This window comes from Rheinheimera muenzenbergensis (assembly GCF_036984005.1).
GTDB classification, from domain to species: domain Bacteria; phylum Pseudomonadota; class Gammaproteobacteria; order Enterobacterales; family Alteromonadaceae; genus Alishewanella; species Alishewanella muenzenbergensis.
This window is the reverse complement of the sequence record NZ_JALAAR010000010.1, coordinates 86,503-105,562: the sequence shown is the minus strand read 5'-3', so window position 1 is coordinate 105,562 and position 19,060 is coordinate 86,503. Positions and strand designations below refer to the sequence as shown.

Genomic DNA, 19,060 nt, shown 5'->3' with positions numbered 1-19,060 from the left:
TACAAAAACGGGCACTTTAAGTGCCCGTTTTTTATGTAACTGAGCAATTAGCTCAATGCACATCAGCTATTAAGCGCGGTATTTTTGCATTACCAAAGTGGCATTAGTGCCGCCAAAGCCGAAGCTGTTTGACATCACAGTATTAAGCTCAGCCGGTGTTGCTTTGGTAACGATGTTAAGCCCTTGCGCCGCCTCGTCTAACTCGCCGATATTAATTGAAGGCGCAATAAAGTTATGCTGCATCATCAACAATGAATATATGGCTTCGTGTACACCTGCTGCACCCAGGGCGTGGCCGGTCATGGCTTTAGTGGCACTGATCGCCGGCGACTGGCCGGCAAACACTTGCTGAATGGCACCGAGTTCTTTCACATCGCCTACCGGCGTGCTGGTACCATGCGTATTCACGTAGTCTACTTTTGCTGTCACGTTTTGCATTGCCATCTGCATGCAGCGCACTGCGCCTTCACCACTTGGTGCCACCATATCAAAACCGTCAGAAGTCGCACCATAACCGACAACTTCGGCATAAATAGTCGCGCCACGGGCCAGTGCATGCTCCAGCTCTTCAACCACCACCATACCGCCGCCGCCACTAATAACAAAACCATCCCGGTTCGCATCATAAGTACGTGATGCCAGTTCTGGTGTGTCATTGTATTTAGTTGACAGTGCGCCCATGGCGTCAAACTCCATCGCCAGCGTCCAATGTACTTCCTCGCCACCACCGGCAAACACCACATCCTGTTTACCCAGCTGAATAAGCTCTACCGCATGGCCAATACAATGCGCACTGGTGGCACAGGCTGAACTGATAGAATAATTCACACCTTTAATTTTAAAGGGCGTTGCCAGACAGGCGGAACAGGTGCTGGACATAGTTTTTGGCACGGCATAAGGGCCAACCCGTTTTACACCTTTTTCACGCAACGTATCAGCAGCTTCTACCTGTACTTTTGACGACGCACCGCCAGAGCCGGATACCAAGCCTATACGCGGGCTGGAAATTTGCTCTTCAGTAAAGCCGGCGTCTTGCATCGCTTCCTGCATCGCCAGATAGGCATAAGCTGCAGCATCAGCCATAAAACGCATTGCTTTACGGTCAATAAGCTCAGACGGGTTTAATTTAATGTTGCCCCAAACCTGCGAACGCAGGCCAAGTTCAGCAAACTCTTCAGACCGGGTAATACCGGAACGGCCAGATTGTAATGATGCCAGTACTTCTGTTTTGTTATTACCAATACTGGATACAATACCAATACCTGTGATTACCGCTCTTTTCATGCTTGCTCCAAAACACCGGTTCATTGCCGGCAAGGTTTACCTAATAATGCGCGCTATTGTACGGACTTTGTATTGAAAAGTGGTCAGCTTTCAGCGCACACCTGTACTCTGTTTTTAATTCTGCTGCAGCTTAGGGTAAACTACAAGCCGAATATTGAAGTAGGCCCGCCGTTTATGTCACAGCTTAGCCATGCAAAAATACATTTTAATGATCAGGGTACGCCTGTCGCAGCAGATTTTGATGATGTGTACTTTTCTAACGACGGCGGTCTGGCCGAGACAGAGTACGTATTTCTGCAGCACAATGGTTTACCACAACGTTGGCAAACGCATGAGCGGCCAGCATTTCATATTTTTGAAACCGGTTTTGGCACCGGCGCAAACTTTTTATTAAGCTGGCAACGTTTTCGCCAGTTTCGTCAACACTATCCTGAGTCAACCTGTCAGCGCCTGTACTTCAGCAGCGTGGAAAAGTTTCCGCTCACGCTGGCCGATTTAAGCCGGGCACTGGCTGTGCACACTGAGCTGCAGCCGCTTTGCCAGCAGCTGTTAGCGGCGTACCCGCTGCGGATTGCCGGCTGTCATCGCTTAAGTTTTGACGATGGCACTGTGATACTGGACTTATGGCTAGGTGATGTAAATAGCCTGCTACCTGAGCTTAGCAGTAGCATAGATGCGGTGTACCTGGATGGCTTTGCACCGGGTAAAAATCCGCAGATGTGGCAGGACAGCTTATTCGCCGGGCTGGCGAAGCTGAGCCATAACGCCACAACAGTCGCCACCTTTACCTCTGCCGGCATAGTTAAACGCGGTTTGCACGATGCCGGCTTTAGCGTTACCAAAGTTAAAGGCTATGGCCGTAAACGCGAAATGCTGACCGCCCGTTTTAACGCAGTGCCAGTTTCTGCCGCTAATTCTGCGGCTATAAAAACTCAACACGTTACTCTGGTAGGCGGTGGTATAGCTTCTATCTGTACAGCGCTTTTGCTGCTGCAACGAGGCATAAAAGTCAGCCTGCTGTGTGAGGACAACGATATCGCAGCCCAGGCATCGCAAAACCGTCAGGGGGCGGTATACCCCAATTTACACGCCACCCTTACTGCCGATAGCCAACTGCAGGTGCAGGCTTTTTTGTATGCCCGGCAATTCTATCAATACTGGCAACAACAAGGATTAGACTTTGCCATGGACTGGTGCGGCATGTTGCACCTGGCCACCACAGCACAACTGTCTGAGCGCCAGCAAAAGCTAATCCAGCGGGCACTGTGGCCGGAACAATTAGTCTGCGCAGCCGATGCTAACACGGCATCGGCGCTTGCCGGCGTGGAGCTGCAACACAGTGGGATCTACTTCCCGCTTGCCGGTTGGTTAAGCCCACAGCAGTTTTGCCGGCAGGCCCGGCATTATCTGCAACAACATGCCGGCTTTGAATTAAAACTCAATTGCCATGTTAGCGCCATCCAGCCCAATAACACCGGCTGGCAGCTACAGACAACCCAAGGTGTGCAGCAGGCTACGCAGCTGGTATTGGCCTGCGGCAGTGCTTTAGCAAGCTTTGCCCCTAGTGGCTTTTTGCCATTAAATAAAATTCGCGGCCAGGTCAGCCATGTCCAAAGCGATGGCATGACAGCGTTAAAAACCGTGTTATGTCATAAAGGTTACATTACCCCGCAGTGGCAGGGCCTGCATTGTGTTGGCGCCACCTTTGACCGCACTGCCGCCTCGGCTCACCTCAGTGCGGCAGATGACGCGGAAAATCTGGCACTGGTTAATCAGCAGCTTGATACACCGGCCTGGTTTACCGGCGCCAGCACACTAAGCGCTGCGGCGGCTTTTCGTGCTACGGTGCCGGATCATTTGCCCGTTGTTGGCGAAATATCACCGGGGCTTTTTGTGTTAGGGGCCATGGGCGCGCGCGGTATTACCCTGGCGCCCTTGCTAAGTGAGGTGCTGGTGGCAACACTGAGAGCAGAACCTCTGCCACTGAGCCGCACCTTGCTTAGCCGGGTGAGTGGCCTGCGGTTTCAGCCACTGTTAACAACAGAGCGCGCAGTAACAGAATAGTAAGCACAGGCAGAAAAAATTTGGTAAGGTTAATCGGTAAATTAACTCAGTAAGGAAACAACATGCGGTTAAGGTGTGTACTTGGCCTGGCACTTGGCATCAGCAGCATTAGTTTTAGCAGTGTGGCCAATGATTTTTTTCAAATTCCTCTGGCTGCTGACGCGCGCGAATTTGCCCGACTGGACAGCAAAATGCCGGCAGTGCTTAGCTATTTTAGCCAGCAAACCGAACAGGAACTGCGCGATTTTTATATCCAGCGTTTAGGCGAGCCAACAAGTGAACAAAGTCAGTATGGCCGTCAGAATTTGTATTTTCAGGTTAACGGCCGACAGGTGCGGATATTGTTATCCAGCCGCGATGACTGGCGTCAGGTCGATATCATGCTGCAAAACTAAGCGGCACTGTTATCAGGGTTTAGCCATCTGTAATACTACGCGGCGGTTTTTCCGCCGCTCCAGCGCGGTGTCATTAGGTGCAACATGACGCCGCTCACCAAAACCTTCAACCTGAACCCTATCTGCGGCTAAGCCGGCGGCAACAAAAAACTGTTTCACTTTTTCTGCCCGCTTTACCGACAACTGCTCATTCATCCAACGTCCGCCATAACTGTCGGTATACCCCTGGATCTCAACATAATCAATATCCTGATCATGCCTGAGGTATTCTGCTATCTGCGCCAGCCGCCGCTCGGATTCGCGACTTAGCTTATCACCACCGCTTTCGTAACTTAAAACCGTAAAAGCGATGTCGTCAAAACTGTATGGCAATAAGCCAGCAATACATTGATTAAACTGATTGTAGCTGGGCACAAACTGCACCGGATTGAGCTGAGCTACCACCTTATCGTACGGGCTATACCAATCACTAAAGTAAAACGCCGGGCTAAAACCGTGTTCCAGTTCAGTTAATAAGGTCCAGGCAGCTTTTTTCGGTAGTTCTCCGTTAAACTGCTTCAGCAATTGCATGGTTGCCACAGTTTTTGCCGGTACCCCGGCACGCCAGGCGGGTGGCATTGACAGCACCTCAGCCAGTGCATACTGATCTGGCAGGCGCTGCATTTTTAATTCAAAATCCATATTCAGTGCTTTACTGGCAACACTGCGAAAAATAGCCCGGCCAAAATGTGGGATCTGATGCTCTAACGAGCATAGCAACGGCGACGCCACCGACAACTGCCAGGCAGATTGCTCGATAGTGGCAGAATATTGACGCAGCTGCGGCTGTGCCAGCACACCGCAACACCCCAGCAGGCTTAACAATACTGTACAGACTCGCATTTTTTCGTTTCCCACGCAGTTTGGTATCCGCTTAAACAGCGCTTAATAAAGTAACTGTAGCAAACATCGTGCCGCAGTGGTTAAGTTAGCCACAAGACGTTAGCCGATTTCTTTGGCATAATAGCGGCTGATTTTTTAGATGGCGATGTTATGACACAACCAAAATCCCTGCTAGCCCAACGTTTTCGAGGTTACTACCCGGTAGTTATCGACGTGGAAACAGCAGGCTTTAATGCTAAAACCGACGCGTTACTCGAAATTGCCGCCACCTTGCTGGATATGGATGATGACGGCAATTTAGTGCCGCTAAAAACGCTGCATTTTCATGTTGAGCCTTTCGAGGGCGCCAATCTCGATGCCAGCTCTCTGGCGTTTAACGGTATTGACCCCTTTAACCCGTTGCGCGGTGCCGTAGCCGAACGTGAAGCAATTACCGAAATTTGCAAGGCGGTGCGTAAGGCACAAAAAGATGCCGGTTGTCAGCGCAGTGTGATAGTGGCGCACAATGCCGCCTTTGATCAGGGCTTTTTTAATGCAGCGGTAGAGCGGCTAAACTTCAAACGCTCCCCCTTTCATGCGTTTGTGTCTTTTGATACAACTACGCTGGCCGCACTGGCGGTGGGGCAAACCGTATTGGCTAAAGCCTGCCAGGCTGCCGGTATTGAGTTTGATAATAAAGAAGCGCACAGCGCCCTGTACGATACTGAACGTACTGCGGAATTATTCTGTTATATCGTCAACAGCTGGAAACAGCTGGGAGGCTGGCCACTGGCTCAGGCATTTGATGATGAGCAGGATCAGCAGGAAGATAACGCTCTGCTGGCCTGACACTACAACAAACCGCGCCAGACAAAAAGCAATAAGGCCGCAGCAGCGGCCTTATTGCTTATGTAGCGTCAGATTATTACTCTGATTACTCTGATTACTCTGCGCTGCTATCGGTTTTATATTTGGCAGCAGTATCTTTGATCAATGGCTGCAGCTCGCCACGCTGAAACATTTCCAGCACGATGTCGCAACCGCCAATCAGTTCACCTTCAACCCATAACTGCGGAAAAGTTGGCCAATTTGCGTATTTGGGCAATTCTGCGCGAATATCCGGGTTTTGCAAAATATCAACATAAGCAAACTGCTCACCACAGGCAATAAGAGCCTGCGAGGCCTGCGCTGAAAAGCCGCAGCTTGGGAACTTCGGCGAGCCTTTCATAAATAACAGAATTGGGTTATCAGTAATTTGCTGTTTAATTTTATCTAACGTTTCCATTAATTCCTCACGACATTAGCATATTCAGACTGCAGATCATTTTACGCTGTTCTGAGGCAACTGGCACTTGAGATTTGAGAAAAAAGCCCCACTTCTGGCTGTATTACAATATCAGCACTGGCAAGCAGCAACTGCGTCAGATCAGCTGACACCACACACTGTAAAACTTGAGTATTTTAGTCAGGTTTTGTAGTCTACGTCATGCAGACAACATAAACAACGCCAACGGAGAATGACAATGGCCTTTGAATTACCAGCATTACCTTATGCTAAAGATGCTTTAGCGCCGCACATTTCAGCAGAAACGCTGGAGTATCACTACGGCAAACACCACAATACCTACGTTGTGAAGTTAAACGGCTTAATTGAAGGTACACCTTTCGCCGGTAAATCACTGGAAGACATCGTGCGTACCTCTGAAGGCGGCATCTTTAACAATGCTGCTCAGGTATGGAACCACACCTTCTACTGGCACTGTCTGTCACCTAACGGTGGTGGCGAGCCAACAGGCGCACTGGCAGCTGCCATTAACGCCAAATGGGGCTCTTTTGCTGCCTTTAAAACCGCATTTAACGACAAGGCAGTAAATAACTTTGGTTCAAGCTGGACCTGGTTAGTGAAAAAAGCCGATGGCAGCCTGGATATTGTTAATACCAGCAATGCGGCTACGCCATTAACGGATACCAGCCTGACGCCGGTAATGACCGTAGATTTGTGGGAACACGCCTACTACATTGATTACCGTAATGCCCGTCCTACCTATCTGGATGCTTTCTGGGCATTAGTAAACTGGCAATTTGCCAGCGAAAACTTCGCTTAATCACTTCTGCATTAATAAAGAACCCGGCAGCGCCGGGTTTTTTTGTCCGTCAAACTTTACAAAATTTCACTACCCTCCAGTAAAACTTTTATACAAATAAAACGCTAAGCGGAAAAAAATCGTAGATATTTCGGTCAATTAGTCAGGCGGGAACGCGCTTTACTGTCTAACCTTAAAGCAACAGCTTGGCTGCTACCCTTTTCCGATGTTTTAAAGCTGGAGGTGCATATGAGTATTTTCGAGCACTACAAATCACGCTATGAAGCGGCAAAAGAAGAAGAATATACCATTTCGGAGTTTCTGGCGTTGTGTAAAGACGATAAGAGCTGTTATGCCAGCGCGTCAGAGCGCTTGCTAATGGCAATTGGCGAACCACAATTGACAGACACAGCCCAGGATCCAAAGTTGTCGCGGCTGTTTTCTAACCGGGTAATTGCCCGCTACCCGGCCTTTTCCGAGTTTTATGGCATGGAAGAAGCTATAGAACAAATAGTCTCCTACCTGAAGCACTCGGCGCAGGGGCTGGAAGAGCGCAAACAAATTTTGTACCTGCTTGGCCCGGTAGGCGGCGGTAAGTCGTCACTGGCAGAGAAGCTTAAACACCTGATGCAGCAGGTCCCGGTGTATTATTTAAAGGGCTCACCGGTATTTGATCACCCCTTGTGTTTGTTTGATGTGAATGAAGACGGCAATATACTGCAGCAGGAATATGGCATCCCCAAACGCTATTTGCGCAATATTATGTCGCCCTGGGCCAGCAAACGGCTACACGAATACAACGGCGATATCAGTCAATTTAAAGTGGTTAAAAAATACCCGTCCATTTTGGATCAGCTGGCGATTGCCAAAACCGAACCTGGCGATGAAAACAATCAGGATATCGCCTCACTGGTTGGTAAAGTTGACATCCGAAAATTGGAGCATTTTGCCCAAAACGACCCGGATGCCTACAGCTACTCTGGTGCCTTATGCCGTGCTAACCAGGGGCTGATGGAGTTTGTGGAGATGTTTAAAGCACCCATTAAGGTGTTGCATCCGCTGCTAACCGCCACCCAGGAAGGTAACTACAATGGTACCGAAGGTTTAGCCGCCCTGCCGTTTGACGGCATTATACTGGCGCACAGCAATGAGTCTGAATGGCAGACTTTTCGCAATAATAAAAACAACGAGGCCTTTCTTGACCGGGTTTATATTGTCAAAGTGCCTTATTGTCTGCGTGTCAGTGAAGAAATGCGCATTTACCAGAAACTGCTGGAACACAGTGAACTAAACAGCTCACCCTGTGCACCCGGCACCCTGGTGTCATTGGCGCAATTTGCCGTTTTATCCCGGCTGAAAAACCCGGATAACTCCAGTATTTATTCAAAGATGCGGGTGTATGACGGCGAAAGCTTAAAAGATACCGATCCTAAGGCTAAGTCGTATCAGGAGTATCGCGACTACGCTGGTGTTGATGAAGGCATGACCGGCTTATCTACCCGCTTTGCCTTTAAAATTCTATCCCGCGTATTTAACTTTGATAGTACCGAAGTAGCCGCTAACCCGGTGCATTTATTCTATGTATTGGAGCAACAAATTGAGCGGGAGCAGTTTCCCGCCGATGTTGCAGAGCGCTATCTCGAGCATTTAAAAGGCTACCTGATCCCGAAATACATTGAGTTTATTGGTAAAGAAATTCAGACCGCTTATCTGGAGTCTTACTCTGAGTACGGGCAAAACATCTTTGACCGCTATGTGATCTATGCCGACTTCTGGATCCAGGATCAAGAGTATCGCGATCCGGAAACCGGCCAGTTGTTTGACCGGGCCGCGCTTAATGCCGAACTGGAAAAAATTGAAAAACCAGCCGGTATCAGCAACCCGAAAGACTTCCGTAATGAAATAGTTAACTTTGTCTTAAGAGCCAAAGCAAAAAATAATGGCAAAAACCCAACCTGGACCAGCTACGAAAAACTGCGCACGGTAATAGAGAAAAAAATGTTCTCCAGCACAGAAGAGCTACTGCCGGTTATTTCATTTAATGCCAAAACCTCAACCGATGATCAGAAAAAACATGATGATTTCGTTAACCGGATGATGGAGAAAGGCTACACCCGGAAACAGGTGCGCTTGTTGTCAGAATGGTATCTGCGCGTACGCAAATCGCAGTAAGCGGGCTCAGATGGAGGCAGTATGGCGCATTTTATCGACAGACGGTTAAACGGTAAGAATAAAAGCGCGGTGAACCGCCAGCGCTTTATTCGCCGCTATAAGCAGCAGATAAAGAAGGCAGTGTCTGATGCTATTAATAAACGCAGCGTTACCGATATAAGCAGCGGAGAAAGTGTCACCATTCCCAGCAAGGATATAACAGAACCCTTTTTTCATCAGGGTAAAGGCGGTAAACGTCAGATCGTACATCCGGGCAATGATCAGTTCAGTCCGGGAGATCGCATTAAGCGGCCACAAGGCGGTTCTGGTGGCGGTGCTGGCCAGGGTGACGCCAGTGATCAGGGCGAAGGCAGTGATGACTTTGTCTTTTCAATATCCAAAGATGAATATCTGGATCTGTTGTTTGAAGATTTAGAACTGCCTAATCTGAAAAAGAACCAACTCGACAAGCTGGTACTGTATAAAACCGTACGTGCTGGCTACCGCTCGGAGGGGGTGCCAAGCAATATTGATATAGTGCGCTCGTTACGCGGCTCGCTGGCGCGGCGGGTCGCTATGACTGCCGGCAAAAAAGCCCTGCTGCGTGAATTGGAACAGCAACTGGCGGCACTGGAGCGCGAGCCGGTGCCGGATCAGCAGCAATTACGGCAACTGTTAACTGAAATCGCTGAACTTAAACAACGTATAGCTGCAGTGCCCTTTATTGATAGCTATGACTTACGGTTTCGTAATTTTCAAAAGCGGCCCGAGCCAACCAGTAAGGCCGTGATGTTTTGCCTGATGGATGTGTCCGGCTCTATGGATCAGGCCACTAAAGATATGGCTAAACGTTTTTACATTTTACTGTATCTGTTTTTAAGCCGTAGCTACAAAAATGTCGAAGTGGTGTATATCCGCCATCATACCCAGGCTAAAGAAGTGGATGAACAAGAGTTTTTCTATTCGCAGGAAACCGGCGGTACCATCGTCTCCAGTGCATTAAAACTGATGCACGAAATTGTATTACAACGCTACAACCCGGCCGAGTGGAACATTTATGCCGCTCAGGCTTCAGATGGCGATAACTGGACCGATGACAGCGCGCCCTGCGCAGACTGGTTGACTAGCAAACTGCTGCCGTTAGTACGTTATTACGCCTACATAGAAATTACACCGCGTGCGCACCAGAGTTTATGGCACGAATACGAAAAACTACTACCGACTTTTGATAACTTTGCCATTCAGCACATTAAAGATATCAGTGATATCTACCCGGTATTTCGTCAGCTGTTTAAGAAACAGGCAGCCTGAGCGTCGACATTTTATGCGAGGTTACTATGGCCAAAGCTAAAGCAAAAACCACCGCTTGCCTGCCGGATGGGCCGGATTGGACCTTTGATCTGCTGGATGCCTATCTCCAGGAGATTGACCGGGTAGCTAAGTTGTACAAGCTGGATACTTATCCGCACCAGATTGAAGTCATTACCGCTGAACAAATGATGGACGCCTATTCCAGCGTCGGTATGCCGCTGGGCTACAATCATTGGTCGTACGGCAAAAAATTTATTCAGACCGAGCAACATTACAAACGCGGTTATATGGGGCTGGCTTATGAAATTGTGATTAATTCTAACCCCTGCATCGCTTATCTGATGGAAGAAAACACTATTACCATGCAGGCATTAGTAATGGCACATGCCTGTTATGGCCATAATTCGTTTTTTAAATCTAATTATTTATTCAAAACCTGGACCGATGCCGGCTCTATTATTGATTATCTGTTGTTTGCCAAAAACTATATCAGCCAATGTGAGGAAAAATACGGCATAACTGAGGTTGAAGACGTGCTGGACTCATGCCACGCGCTGATGAATTATGGCGTCGACCGCTATAAAAGACCGCAAAAAATTTCACTGGACGAAGAGCAAAAACGCCAGCAAGAACGGGAAACCTATCTGCAATCGCAGGTAAATGATTTATGGCGCACTATTCCGACTAAATTGGCCTCTGCTGAAGCCACTGTTAACCGTTTTCCGGCCGAGCCCCAGGAAAACATTCTGTACTTTATTGAGAAAAACGCACCGCTGCTCAAACCGTGGCAACGTGAAATTGTGCGTATTGTACGCAAGATTTCCCAGTATTTTTACCCGCAAAAGCAAACCCAGGTAATGAACGAAGGCTGGGCAACCTTTTGGCACTACACCATTTTGCAGCACCTGTACGATGACGGCAAAGTCAGTGATCGTTTTATCCTTGAAGTGCTGCACAGCCACACCAATGTGGTAGCGCAACCGGAATACAACAGTAAATACTACTCAGGTATTAATCCTTATGCACTGGGCTTTGCCATGTTCAGCGATATTCGGCGCATTTGTGAACAGCCCACCGCGGAGGATAAAGAATGGTTTCCTGATCTTGCCGGCAGCAACTGGCTGGATACGCTGCACTTTGCCATGCAAAATTTTAAAGATGAAAGCTTTATCAGCCAGTATTTATCGCCAAAAGTGATCCGGGATTTTCACTTATTTTCTATTGTCGACGACGACGAAGACAGCACACTGGAAGTAGCCGCTATTCACAACGCCGAAGGTTACCAAAAGATCCGGCAGATGCTGTCGCAGCAATACAACCTTAGCCAGATCGAACCCAATATACAGGTATTCAATGTCGACCTGAATGGCGACCGTTCGCTGACGTTGCGCTATGTACCACAAAATCGTATTCCGCTGGCGGCCAATTATCAACAGGTCCTAAAGCACTTACACCGGCTGTGGGGATTTACCGTCTATTTGGAGCAACAAGATGACGATGGCAGCATCAAGATGCTGGGTCAATGCCCTGACAGCGACAGTTAAACACTGTCAATATAACAGGTAAGCTGATTGCGCCCGGCCGCTTTAGACTGATACAAGCCTTTGTCTGCCGCTTCTATCCACTGCCGGTGCTCAGTCATATAGGCCTGGTACCCGGCCAGGCCCAGGCTAAGAGTGACTTTCAGCAGCTGATCGTTATAGTTTATCTGCAAGGCTTCCACCGATTGCCGCAGCCGTTCAGCCAGCACTTTAGCTTGTTCAAGATCAGTATCAACCAACAGTACGGCGTACTCTTCTCCGCCGTAACGGCCAGCGATATCTGTGCTTCGCAAATTCTTGCGTACTGCATCGGCAATAGCCTGAATAACCACGTCACCAGCGGCATGGCCAAACGTATCGTTAATGCGCTTAAAGTGGTCAATATCACACATTAACAGGGTGCTTTTGTGGTTGTATCGTTTTAAGCGACGAAATTCCTGTATTAGGCTTTCTTCCCAATGGCCACGGTTAAACAGCTGTGTCAGAAAATCGGTTTTACTGAGCTGTCGCAAGCGGCCATTCATTGATTCGAGTTCAGTGCGACTGACAGCGACATCGGTTACATCATAAATAATGATACACAGATGGGTAACCTGACCGCGGGCATCACTAAGGGGAATAATGGTGCTGTTCTGATACATGTACTCGGCGCTGCCGGTAATTGGCCGGTAGTTTTTAAACTTAAAAATATAGGGTCTTTGCTCCCAGATGGTAAATGCCCGGTTTTTTAACAAAATCACCGGATCACATTTTCGCCGCAGCCAGTCTTCGTCAATCTCGGAGAATAAATCAAATAAATAGCGATCTCTGACCTGGCGTGGTGTTAAGCCGCTGTGGTTTTCCATAAAACCATTCCACACCTGAATACGATAATCACAATTAAGTACTACCAGGCCCACGTCCACTGTTTGCAACATCTCCATCAGCCAGTGCACTTCGGCCACATCTACCTGCGCTTGCGACATCGTCATCCCTCCAGCAAAAACGCGACTTTATAATTCAGGGTTTTCAGGCTGTCTTCGGTAAACAACAGCATCAAATCGCATCTTATATCGTAATTCTCAATACCGTAACTCAGCTCAATTGCCAGAGTTTTACGCCAGCGTCTGGCATTGGCTTTAATCAACTCACTGACAGGGGCATGCTGCCCCAACACTACCGGATGGCCCTGGCTGAAAGTCATATCGATTTGCTCTGCCAGGCCCTTAAGTACAGCTCCAATCAGAATATTGGCAACGTCCATCAGTAACTCCAGCTCCGTTTTAACATTCAGCTCCGCCTGATAGTTCATCAGCCTGGCAATGTCTTTAAAACTGGAGTCCGTCAGTATCAGTAACGCCTCACCTGATACCCCACCACCGATAAAACCCTGGCATACAGCTGACGTGGTACTTTCGTGTTCTACCGATGCCAACGCCATATGTAATTCGCTTACTTCAATTAAATTGACATTCGGAATAGGTAATTGCACAAAAACATTTAACAGCCGCGCCAGCAAATCGCCAGCTTGTCCCATTGCCACATTGGTTAGTTCTTGCAACACGTCGCGCATATCGGTGCCAAGTTCGGCTACAGGTTGTTGCTGCATTGGGCTTTCAGTACGTGGCGTATTACTGATAGTAATCGCATGCTGTTGCATTAGTTGCTGCAGTTTAGCTGCGTCGACAGGTTTGCGGATAAAATCCAGCGCGCCCAGCTGCCGAACGCGCTCAACAGCCTCGGGCTGTACATCGCCCGACACCACTACAATATGCAGCTGCAGTTTACGGCTTTTAATTTCAGCAAGTACCTGATAACCATCCATAATCGGCATATTCAGGTCAAGAAACAACCAATCGACAGTGTGCTTTTGCAGAATTTCCAGTGCTTCACCACCGTGACCGGCAAAAAACAGCTGATGCTGCCATTCCTGTGGTAATATTCTGGCCAATTGTTTACGTGCCAAGTTGGAATCGTCACATATTAATACGGCTGTGGTCATCAGGTTCTCACTTCGCTCGGGCTTCTTTTCAGTCTAGACTGAAATTACTAAATCGGGCATAAACAAACAAAAATTGTGTTATCTGCCAGCCGATTACTTTAGATAAAATACATTAACAGGAGCTGTATCATGTCAGCATTGTCTCGTTTTTACACCAGCTCAATCTTCCTTAGCACACTAATTAGCAGCAGCTTCAGCGTTCAGGCTGTTGACCTGCAACCTAAACTGGCTGAACGGCTGAGTATAGTAAAAGCCGGAGAACAACAAATAGTATTATTGGGCCGCAAAGCGCAACCCGGTACCCCTGCAGCTGATTTTAAAGTGGTTGATAACCATTTTAAAACAGTAACGCTAAACGACTTTAAAGGTAAAACAGTTTTAATCAGTGTAGTGCCAAGCATTGATACCGGCGTGTGCTCTTTGCAAACTAAGCGCTTTAATCAGGAAGTTGCCACACTGACGCAAGATGTCGTAGTACTGACCATCAGCACTGATTTGCCCTTTGCGCAAAAACGCTACTGTCAGCAAGAACAAGTAGACAAACTGACGGTGCTATCAGATGCGGTATGGCGTGATTTTGGTAGTAATTACGGTTTGTTGATTAAAGATATGGGCATTTTAGCCCGCGCCGTGCTGATTATTGATGCTAAAGGCCAATTGGTGTATCAACAACTGGTGCCAGAGCTGGCGCAAGAACCTGATTACAATGCGGCGCTGGAAAAGCTGAAGACATTAACTAATGCCGGTTAGGGCCGGTCAGAAAAAATCTGCATTTTTTACGCTTGAAATTTGTCATAACAACCTTATTTAACAGTACAGGTGGCCGGATACGGCACCTGTAAAACAAAGCAGCCGCTGCGCTGCAAGCGTTAACGCCCGTTCACTATGAAGGGCAACACAACACCTGTTTGCTAAAGAGGAATTGGTTATGACAAATATTGACTTAACACCGTTTTACCGCTCATTTATTGGTTTTGATCACCTGGCTAACTTAATGGATGCCGCGGCCCGCAATGAAAAACAACCGGCATATCCACCTTACAATATTGAAGTCACCGGCGAAGATCAGTACCGCATTACCATGGCAGTAGCAGGCTTTGACGAGCAAGAGCTGAGCATAGAAACCGAACACAATACTTTGCTGGTAAAAGGTCAAAAGACCGGCAAAGACGAAGGACGCCGTTTTGTACATCAGGGCATTGCGGAGCGTAATTTTGAGCGCAAGTTTCAACTGTCTGACTATATCAAGGTCACCGGCGCTCATATGGCCCATGGCCTGCTGCATATCGAGCTGATACGCGAAGTGCCCGAAGCGTTGAAACCACGCAAAATCAGCATCGGCAATAGTGCGACAAATCAGCCTACAACACTATTGAACAGCGAAAAAGTAGCTTGATAACATCGAGCTATCAGATACAAAAAAGCCCTGATTAATCAGGGCTTTTTGCTAACATCAGCAGATTAACTGAGTAAAGCAACCAATTCGGTGGTTACTTCATCAACTGCTTTAGTGCCGTCAATATGATGATAACGGGTATTACCTGCGTCAGCTTCAGCGCGATAGTAACCTACCAGCGGCTCAGTTTGCTCGTGATAGATAGCCAGTCGCTTACGCACTGTTTCGGCAACGTCGTCCGGGCGGATCACTAAGTCTTCACCGCTGACATCGTCTTTACCTTCAGTTTTTGGCGGATTATAGCGAATATGATAAACACGACCCGATGCCGGATGTACCCGACGACCGCTCATGCGCTCGACAATAACATCATCCGGCACATCAAATTCAATCACATGATCAATCACTATGCCTTTATCTTTCATCGCGTCAGCTTGCGGAATAGTGCGCGGAAAACCGTCCAGCAGGAAACCTTTGCTGCAATCAGGCTGGGCAATGCGCTCTTTAACCAGACCTATAATGATATCGTCTGATACCAATTGGCCGGCATCCATTACCTGCTTAGCCGCCAAACCCAGTTCAGTACCGGCTTTAATGGCTGCCCGCAGCATATCGCCGGTAGAAATTTGTGGAATGCCATATTTACTCATTAAAAACTGAGCCTGGGTTCCTTTTCCGGCACCCGGGGCACCCAACAAAATTATGCGCATAGCAACACCCTCATGTTTTGGGATTGATCCATTAATAACAAAGGCTGGATCTTTACATAATGTGCTGTATGAAACAAGAAATTTGTCTTGTTGTGCCAACTGGTCAGGCTATTTCACTGGCTTTTAGTCGAGTTGCTGAGCAAAGACTGCTTTGGCTTGATTTTTAAGGCTTAAGGTGCAAAACATGAAGTTAAATCAGTAAAAACGCTGAGGATAGTTCGACTAAAGTTGTAGTGAAAAGCTATAACATAACCCAACCCGGCACAGAGGCCGGGCAGGTTAATCGGTAGATTATTTCGCCAATGATAGTAACAGCGAATTTAAGCGCGAGACAAAGCTGGCAGGATCTTTTAAATTACCACGTTCGGCCAGTAATGCCTGATCCAGCAACACTTCAGCCCACTGTTTAAAGCGGTCTTCATCCTGCTCATCAGCAACACGTTTTACTAACTGATGCTCCGGGTTTAACTCAAAAATCGGTTTTACATCCGGTACTTTCTGGCCGACAGATTCCATCAGTTTGATCATCTGCGTGCTCATATCAAACTCATCAGTAACCACACACGCCGGGCTATCGGTTAACCGATGGCTAACTTTAACGTCTTTTACCTGTTCGCCCAGTGCCGTTTTGAAACGACTCAGTACATCAGCAAAGGCTTTTTCAGTTTCCTGCTGGGCTTTTTTCGTTTCTTCATCATCCAGTTTGGATAAATCTAAACCGCCTTTTGCCACAGAGCGCAGTTTTTTGCCGTCAAATTCAGCTAAGTGTTGTACCAGCCATTCGTCAATGCGGTCTGAAAGCAGTAGCACTTCCAATCCCTTTTTGCGCAACACTTCCAAATGCGGGCTGTGTTTGGCTGCGGCATAGCTGTCGGCAACTATGTAGTAGATCTCATCCTGGCCGTCTTTCATTCGGCTGATGTAATCTGCCAGCGCTACATTTTGTACGCTGTCTTCATTGTGGGTAGAGGCGAAGCGCAGCAGTGCAGCGATCTGCTCTTTATTGGCCATATCTTCAGCCGGGCCTTCTTTTAGCACCTGACCAAATTCATTCCAGAATGCCTGATACTGCTCAGTGTCTTTGCTGAGTTTTTCCAGCATTTTAATGGCGCGGCTGGTGCAGCCTTTACGCAGTGCCTGAGTAACTTTAGTGTCCTGCAGAATTTCGCGCGAGACGTTCAGCGGTAAATCGCTGGAGTCGAGTACCCCTTTGATAAAACGCAGGTAGCTTGGCATAAACTGTTCAGCGTCGTCCATAATGAACACGCGCTGCACATACAATTTTAAACCGTGCCGGGCTTCGCGGTTCCACATATCAAACGGGGCTTTTTTCGGTACATATAACAAACTGGTGTAATTGCTATTACCCTCAACCTTGTTGTGGCTCCAGCTTAGTGGCTCACTCCAGTCGTGCGAAATGTGCTTGTAAAACTCCTGATATTCTTCGTCTTTAATATCTGATTTATCACGGGTCCACAGCGCTGTAGCTTTATTTACCGCTTGCCAGTGCCCTGGCACTGCGGCAATTTTTTCGCCATCAGCAGCATCGCGTTCAGGTTGTTCTTCCTGCCACAGCTCTACCGGTATGCTGATATGATCGGAATATTTAGTCACGATGCTTTCAACTTTCCAGCGGCCTAAGAATTCATCTTCGCCTTCACGCAGATGCAGCACTATGTCGGTACCACGACTGTCTTTGTTGATTGGCGTAATGCTGTAGTCGCCTTCACCGGCAGACTCCCACTCTATTGCATCTGTTGCGGCTGCACCGGCTTTACGGGTGCGCACTGTCACCTTGTCAGCCACGATAAAGGCTGAGTAAAAACCCACACCAAATTGACCAATTAGCTTAGAGTCTTTACTTTGGTCGCCGGATAACTGCGAGAAAAACTCTTTGGTACCAGACTTGGCAATAGTGCCCAGATGGCTGATGACTTCATCCTGCGTCATACCGATACCATTATCGCTAATGGTAAGGGTACGCGCTTTTTCATCCAGGCTTATACGTACGCGCAACTCACCGTCGTCGCCATACAGGCTGCCATCAGATAATGCTAAAAAGCGCAGCTTATCGGCCGCATCAGAAGCGTTTGACACCAGCTCGCGCAGGAAAATTTCTTTATTAGAATACAGTGAATGGATCATCAGCTGCAGCAGCTGCTTGACTTCTGCCTGAAAGCCGTGGGTTTGCTTTTGGCCAGCGGAAGTGGCTGTGGTATCACTCATTGTGGTTATCCTCGAACATCAAAGTTAGACAATTAAAACATTGGCTGTTAAAACAGCCAGACACTGTCCACTAATATGGGGAGCATTAACCGGATTTCAAGCAGGGATATTACGCTTAAAATGCCTTACGGCCACTAAACGCATGCGACAAGGTGGTACCATCAACAAATTCCAGCTCACCGCCAACAGGTATGCCCTGAGCGATACGCGACACGTTAACCTGAAATTTGTGGCACAGCTCAGCAATATAAAATGCCGTGGCATCGCCTTCAACGGTAGGGTTGGTAGCCAGAATAAGTTCTTTAACTAAGCCACTTTGCAGCAACTGCTGCAGTTTATCTAAGCCCAAATCATCTGGGCCTACACCATCCAATGGGGATAGGTAACCTTGCAATACAAAATACTGGCCAGCAAACTGGCCGGTTTGCTCAATTGCCAATTGATCTGCCGCCGAGCCTACCACACAGATTAAACCGGCAGCAGCGCGTTTAGGATCGCTGCAAATACGGCATAAGTCGGTTTCGCAAAAGGTACGGCACTGCTGGCAATGGCCAACCTGTGTCATCGCCGCCGTGAGCGCAGCGCCAAGCTGCAAGCCAGCTTCGCGGTTACGCTCCAGCAGTGAAAACGCCATGCGCTGCGCTGATTTAGGCCCCACTCCGGGCAAAATGCGCAGTGCATCTATTAGCTGTTGTAGCAGTGGCGTATGTCGGCTCATCAGAATGGCATTTTCATACCAGGTGGCAACTGCAGGCCACCGGTAACTGCGGCCATTTTTTCTTTGCTGGTTTCATCTACCCGGCGTACTGCGTCATTAATTGCAGCGGCAATTAAGTCTTCCAGCATATCTTTATCGTCCTGCATTAAGCTGTCATCAATGCTAACCCGGCGCACATTGTGGTTACCTAACATGGTCACTTTTACCAGGCCGGCACCGGCTTCGCCTGTCACTTCCATAGTGGCAATTTCGGCCTGCATCTTCTGCATTTTGTCCTGCATGGCTTGCGCCTGCTTCATAATATTGCCCATACCGCCTTTAAACATAATAGTACTCTC

The 19,060-nt window shown here is 48.1% G+C and carries 18 protein-coding genes; 9 read left to right on the top strand and 9 right to left on the bottom strand.

What is annotated here, in order from left to right; all coding sequences use genetic code 11:
• Positions 1-69 precede the first annotated feature (69 nt).
• Positions 70-1,284, bottom strand: a complete 1,215-nt coding sequence (gene fabB, locus MN202_RS12750; protein ID WP_335736512.1) for a beta-ketoacyl-ACP synthase I — start codon at positions 1,282-1,284, stop codon at positions 70-72.
• Between the two features lie 72 nt (positions 1,285-1,356).
• On the opposite strand from fabB, the gene mnmC reads away from it, so the two are divergent.
• Positions 1,357-3,348, top strand: a complete 1,992-nt coding sequence (mnmC, locus tag MN202_RS12745; protein WP_335736511.1) for a bifunctional tRNA (5-methylaminomethyl-2-thiouridine)(34)-methyltransferase MnmC2/FAD-dependent 5-carboxymethylaminomethyl-2-thiouridine(34) oxidoreductase MnmC1 — start codon at positions 1,357-1,359, stop codon at positions 3,346-3,348.
• A gap of 62 nt (positions 3,349-3,410) precedes the next feature.
• Positions 3,411-3,743, top strand: a complete 333-nt coding sequence (locus MN202_RS12740) for a hypothetical protein (RefSeq protein WP_335736510.1) — start codon at positions 3,411-3,413, stop codon at positions 3,741-3,743.
• A gap of 12 nt (positions 3,744-3,755) precedes the next feature.
• Here MN202_RS12740 and MN202_RS12735 read toward each other — a convergent pair whose 3' ends face one another.
• Positions 3,756-4,625 carry a flagellar protein MotY gene (locus MN202_RS12735; protein WP_335736509.1) on the bottom strand — a complete coding sequence of 290 codons (870 nt, stop codon included), beginning with the start codon at positions 4,623-4,625 and terminating at the stop codon, positions 3,756-3,758.
• Positions 4,626-4,775: 150 nt separating this feature from the next.
• On the opposite strand from MN202_RS12735, the gene rnt reads away from it, so the two are divergent.
• Positions 4,776-5,453: a ribonuclease T gene (gene rnt / locus MN202_RS12730; RefSeq protein ID WP_335736508.1), complete on the top strand. Its 678-nt coding sequence runs from the start codon at positions 4,776-4,778 to the stop codon at positions 5,451-5,453.
• 94 nt (positions 5,454-5,547) lie between these two features.
• Here the strand turns inward: rnt and MN202_RS12725 are convergent, their stop codons facing one another.
• Positions 5,548-5,889 carry a Grx4 family monothiol glutaredoxin gene (locus MN202_RS12725; protein ID WP_335736507.1) on the bottom strand — a complete coding sequence of 114 codons (342 nt, stop codon included), beginning with the start codon at positions 5,887-5,889 and terminating at the stop codon, positions 5,548-5,550.
• Between the two features lie 238 nt (positions 5,890-6,127).
• Between MN202_RS12725 and sodB the strand changes: the two genes are divergently transcribed.
• The 4 genes from sodB to MN202_RS12705 all read left to right on the top strand — a co-directional run bounded on the left by sodB (position 6,128) and on the right by MN202_RS12705 (position 11,694).
• Entirely contained in the window at positions 6,128-6,709 is a 582-nt protein-coding gene (sodB, locus tag MN202_RS12720) for a superoxide dismutase [Fe] (protein ID WP_335736506.1), read from the top strand.
• A gap of 228 nt (positions 6,710-6,937) precedes the next feature.
• On the top strand, positions 6,938-8,860 hold the full coding sequence (locus tag MN202_RS12715; RefSeq protein WP_335736505.1) for a PrkA family serine protein kinase: 1,923 nt from the start codon (positions 6,938-6,940) through the stop codon (positions 8,858-8,860).
• A 21-nt stretch (positions 8,861-8,881) separates the two neighbouring features.
• Positions 8,882-10,150: a YeaH/YhbH family protein gene (locus MN202_RS12710; RefSeq protein WP_335736504.1), complete on the top strand. Its 1,269-nt coding sequence runs from the start codon at positions 8,882-8,884 to the stop codon at positions 10,148-10,150.
• 26 nt (positions 10,151-10,176) lie between these two features.
• Complete coding sequence (locus tag MN202_RS12705; RefSeq protein WP_335736503.1) at positions 10,177-11,694, top strand: SpoVR family protein; 1,518 nt, start codon at positions 10,177-10,179, stop codon at positions 11,692-11,694.
• Here the strand turns inward: MN202_RS12705 and MN202_RS12700 are convergent.
• The gene (locus MN202_RS12700; protein ID WP_335736502.1) at positions 11,691-12,656 is read right to left on the bottom strand and encodes a sensor domain-containing diguanylate cyclase; all 966 of its coding nucleotides are present in this window, start codon (positions 12,654-12,656) and stop codon (positions 11,691-11,693) included. The two genes, MN202_RS12705 and MN202_RS12700, sit on opposite strands and share 4 nt — an antisense overlap.
• Positions 12,657-12,658: 2 nt before the next feature.
• Positions 12,659-13,672 carry a response regulator gene (locus MN202_RS12695; protein ID WP_335736501.1) on the bottom strand — a complete coding sequence of 338 codons (1,014 nt, stop codon included), beginning with the start codon at positions 13,670-13,672 and terminating at the stop codon, positions 12,659-12,661.
• 129 nt (positions 13,673-13,801) lie between these two features.
• Here MN202_RS12695 and tpx point away from each other — a divergent pair, with 129 nt between their 5' ends.
• Positions 13,802-14,422 (top strand): thiol peroxidase, encoded by a 621-nt coding sequence (gene tpx, locus MN202_RS12690; RefSeq protein ID WP_335736500.1) that lies wholly within the window; start codon positions 13,802-13,804, stop codon positions 14,420-14,422.
• Between the two features lie 178 nt (positions 14,423-14,600).
• Entirely contained in the window at positions 14,601-15,068 is a 468-nt protein-coding gene (locus MN202_RS12685) for an Hsp20 family protein (protein ID WP_335736499.1), read from the top strand.
• Positions 15,069-15,133: 65 nt separating this feature from the next.
• On the opposite strand, the gene adk is transcribed toward MN202_RS12685, so the two are convergent.
• From adk to MN202_RS12665, 4 genes are all read right to left on the bottom strand, one after another.
• Entirely contained in the window at positions 15,134-15,778 is a 645-nt protein-coding gene (gene adk / locus MN202_RS12680; protein WP_335736498.1) for an adenylate kinase, read from the bottom strand.
• 291 nt (positions 15,779-16,069) lie between these two features.
• Positions 16,070-18,004: a molecular chaperone HtpG gene (gene htpG / locus MN202_RS12675; protein ID WP_335736497.1), complete on the bottom strand. Its 1,935-nt coding sequence runs from the start codon at positions 18,002-18,004 to the stop codon at positions 16,070-16,072.
• A gap of 115 nt (positions 18,005-18,119) precedes the next feature.
• Positions 18,120-18,722: a recombination mediator RecR gene (gene recR, locus MN202_RS12670; RefSeq protein WP_335736496.1), complete on the bottom strand. Its 603-nt coding sequence runs from the start codon at positions 18,720-18,722 to the stop codon at positions 18,120-18,122.
• Entirely contained in the window at positions 18,722-19,048 is a 327-nt protein-coding gene (locus MN202_RS12665) for a YbaB/EbfC family nucleoid-associated protein (protein WP_335736495.1), read from the bottom strand. Before MN202_RS12665 ends, recR begins: the two co-directional genes overlap by 1 nt.
• Positions 19,049-19,060: the final 12 nt, after the last annotated feature.

Excerpts from the sequence above, each read along its gene's own strand:
- fabB (WP_335736512.1), bottom strand. The coding sequence starts at position 1,284 with ATGAAAAGAGCGGTAATCACAGGTATTGGTATTGTATCCAGTATTGGT.
- MN202_RS12740 (WP_335736510.1), top strand. The coding sequence starts at position 3,411 with ATGCGGTTAAGGTGTGTACTTGGCCTGGCACTTGGCATCAGCAGCATT.
- MN202_RS12735 (WP_335736509.1), bottom strand. The coding sequence starts at position 4,625 with ATGCGAGTCTGTACAGTATTGTTAAGCCTGCTGGGGTGTTGCGGTGTG.
- rnt (WP_335736508.1), top strand. The coding sequence starts at position 4,776 with ATGACACAACCAAAATCCCTGCTAGCCCAACGTTTTCGAGGTTACTAC.
- MN202_RS12725 (WP_335736507.1), bottom strand. The coding sequence starts at position 5,889 with ATGGAAACGTTAGATAAAATTAAACAGCAAATTACTGATAACCCAATT.
- sodB (WP_335736506.1), top strand. The coding sequence starts at position 6,128 with ATGGCCTTTGAATTACCAGCATTACCTTATGCTAAAGATGCTTTAGCG.
- MN202_RS12715 (WP_335736505.1), top strand. The coding sequence starts at position 6,938 with ATGAGTATTTTCGAGCACTACAAATCACGCTATGAAGCGGCAAAAGAA.
- MN202_RS12710 (WP_335736504.1), top strand. The coding sequence starts at position 8,882 with ATGGCGCATTTTATCGACAGACGGTTAAACGGTAAGAATAAAAGCGCG.
- MN202_RS12705 (WP_335736503.1), top strand. The coding sequence starts at position 10,177 with ATGGCCAAAGCTAAAGCAAAAACCACCGCTTGCCTGCCGGATGGGCCG.
- MN202_RS12700 (WP_335736502.1), bottom strand. The coding sequence starts at position 12,656 with ATGTCGCAAGCGCAGGTAGATGTGGCCGAAGTGCACTGGCTGATGGAG.
- MN202_RS12695 (WP_335736501.1), bottom strand. The coding sequence starts at position 13,672 with ATGACCACAGCCGTATTAATATGTGACGATTCCAACTTGGCACGTAAA.
- tpx (WP_335736500.1), top strand. The coding sequence starts at position 13,802 with ATGTCAGCATTGTCTCGTTTTTACACCAGCTCAATCTTCCTTAGCACA.
- MN202_RS12685 (WP_335736499.1), top strand. The coding sequence starts at position 14,601 with ATGACAAATATTGACTTAACACCGTTTTACCGCTCATTTATTGGTTTT.
- adk (WP_335736498.1), bottom strand. The coding sequence starts at position 15,778 with ATGCGCATAATTTTGTTGGGTGCCCCGGGTGCCGGAAAAGGAACCCAG.
- htpG (WP_335736497.1), bottom strand. The coding sequence starts at position 18,004 with ATGAGTGATACCACAGCCACTTCCGCTGGCCAAAAGCAAACCCACGGC.
- recR (WP_335736496.1), bottom strand. The coding sequence starts at position 18,722 with ATGAGCCGACATACGCCACTGCTACAACAGCTAATAGATGCACTGCGC.
- MN202_RS12665 (WP_335736495.1), bottom strand. The coding sequence starts at position 19,048 with ATGTTTAAAGGCGGTATGGGCAATATTATGAAGCAGGCGCAAGCCATG.